Source organism: Paraglaciecola sp., from assembly GCF_051252315.1.
GTDB lineage: Bacteria > Pseudomonadota > Gammaproteobacteria > Enterobacterales > Alteromonadaceae > Paraglaciecola.
Map to the genome: position 1 here is coordinate 1 of NZ_JBPOFP010000241.1, position 2,352 is coordinate 2,352.

2 protein-coding genes are annotated in these 2,352 nt (G+C 36.4%); both read left to right on the forward strand.

Features of this window, described 5'->3' with window-relative positions; translation table 11 throughout:
* Window positions 1-179: 179 nt before the first annotated feature.
* Window positions 180-908 carry a 16S rRNA (uracil(1498)-N(3))-methyltransferase gene (locus ACSHXM_RS21635; protein WP_435692475.1) on the forward strand — a complete coding sequence of 243 codons (729 nt, stop codon included), beginning with the start codon at window positions 180-182 and terminating at the stop codon, window positions 906-908.
* A 176-nt stretch (window positions 909-1,084) separates the two neighbouring features.
* Window positions 1,085-2,352 (forward strand): GAF domain-containing sensor histidine kinase (locus ACSHXM_RS21640; RefSeq protein ID WP_435692477.1); only part of this gene is annotated, 1,268 nt, incomplete at its 3' end.

Consider the following 2,352-nt stretch of genomic DNA (forward strand, 5'->3'; position numbering starts at 1 on the left):
AACTAAAGCTTTAATCGAAAATAGAGCTGTAACTTCACAAATTAGTTTAACTAACGTAAGTGAAGCAAATTAAGAATCAGTAAGTAAAACGGCTGCGGAACAGCCGTTTTACTTATTCTTCGATATATTATTTAGATTGTACAGCTGATATTATCCTTAAAAAATTTTGAGTGATATTGATGCGCATTAGTAGAATCTTTCATCCCCATACATTAAGTGTTGATAGCCAAATCACCTTAACCCCAGAAGCGACAAACCATTTAGCCAATGTGTTGCGGGTAAAAGAAGAACAAGCCATTGTATTATTTAATGGTGACGGCAATGAATACAGCGCTCATTTATCCCTAGTGTCTAAACGCAAAGTTGAAGCGATAGTAGATGCACAACTATCGGTTAGTATTGAGTCACCTCTAAACATTCACTTAGGCCAAGGTATCTCAAGAGGCGATAGGATGGACTGGGTCATTCAAAAGTCTGTGGAACTTGGGGTCAGTGAAATAACGCCTTTAATAACTGAACGATGTGGTATTAAGCTAAACCAGCAAAGGTGGCAAAAAAAGCATGAACAATGGCAAAAGGTAGCGATTTCTGCATGTGAGCAGTGTGGTCGAAATGTGTTACCCAAATTGCATTTCCCCATACCTTTCAACGAATGGATAAACCTCTCCACCAATCAAATACGTTTAACATTGCATCCTAGAGCAGAGCAAGCGTTTAGACACATTTCAGTCCCTCCATCAGGCGCTAGGCTATTGATTGGGCCAGAAGGTGGTTTTACTGATCAGGAGATATACCAAACTGAGCAAACTGGTTTTCATACTGTACAGCTTGGGCCTAGAGTATTACGAACCGAAACAGCTGCGATTGCTGCAATAACAGCATTACAGGCCATTCACGGCGATCTTTAAAAAGCAAGTCATTACACAGCATACAGCGCTCTTTTTACACATATTTTACATTCATTCAGCATCTATGATAAATTAGAGCCTTAATTTGGTGTAGATGTAACTAGTTTTTAATTAGTAAACACTGAAAATACTACCTGTATATAAGTTTAATTTGACTAAAAATAATAATAAATACTATGCAATCACTACAATTAGTTTCAAGTGAAGAAAATCAAAGAAATACAGCTCTAGCCTCGCAACGTCTTTTAGATGATGCGCGATCCCAAGCAATGGAAAACTTGCTTACCTCAGGGCCCTTGAGTGAAAGTTTACGTATTATTTCAGATTGCCTTGAAAATATTTTGGGTAGTTGCCATTGTCAGATTTTATCCTTTAAATCTGCAGAAAATCATTTCAACATAATTAACAAATCACAACGTACTCATACGAAGTTTATGGGTAATTTTGTGCAGTCTATATTGAATAGCAAGCCAACCGAACTGAATGCAAGTTTACAGAACAAAACTGAATTTATTTATCCAAATATATATTCATCACGTGAATGTAAAAATATACATACAGAAGGCAAAGAGTTAGGCGTTGTGGCAGTTTGGTCTATGCCCTTAGTGGCCAATGATGGGAGTTTAGTGGGTGCCTATTTATGTCTGTTTAATACGGTTAGGCATACAAGTGACGGCGAATTAGAATTACTAAACCGCGCAGCGAGGAGCATTTCTGCTCTAATAGTCCACACCAAACAAAAAACGTTAGAATTAAAAAGCAAAATATCCCAACAGAAACAAATAACAAAACAAAATACAGAAGTAGACGAACTAAACTTAGCAATTAAAAAAGCGTTAGAACAAAGAGCTGAAGTACAGACTCAACTTCTAGAGTTAGAGAATTTAGCATCTTTAGGCACTATGATGTCTAGTCTCACCCATGAAATTAATACACCTATAGGTGTTTCAATTACCGCATCCAGTTTCCTAGATGACTTGCATCAAGACTGCTTAGACAAACTCGAGTTAAATCAGCTTAAACGTTCAGAACTAATGGCTTTTATAAAAGAGTCAAAAGAAGCTTCTTATATCATTCATCGAAATGTCGTCCGGGCTGATGAATTAATTAAAACGTTTAAAAGATTATCAATCGATCAAGATAGCCAAGACCTGCGCTATTTCAACTTATGTCATTACGTTTATGAGATCTTACTCTCACTTAAGCCCAAACTAAAAACGATGCCACATAAGTTTTGTATCGATATTCCTGATGATCTTAATATCTCAAGTAACCCTGGCGCGCTAAGTCAAATTCTGATTAATTTAATAACGAATTCACTCACACATGCAGTCTTACCTAATCAATCTGGACACATTACAATAAAAGCAAGATTAGATGAGAAAACAAATGAGCTTTTGATTAGTTACAAAGATAATGGTGTGGGTATAATCCAAATTTTATA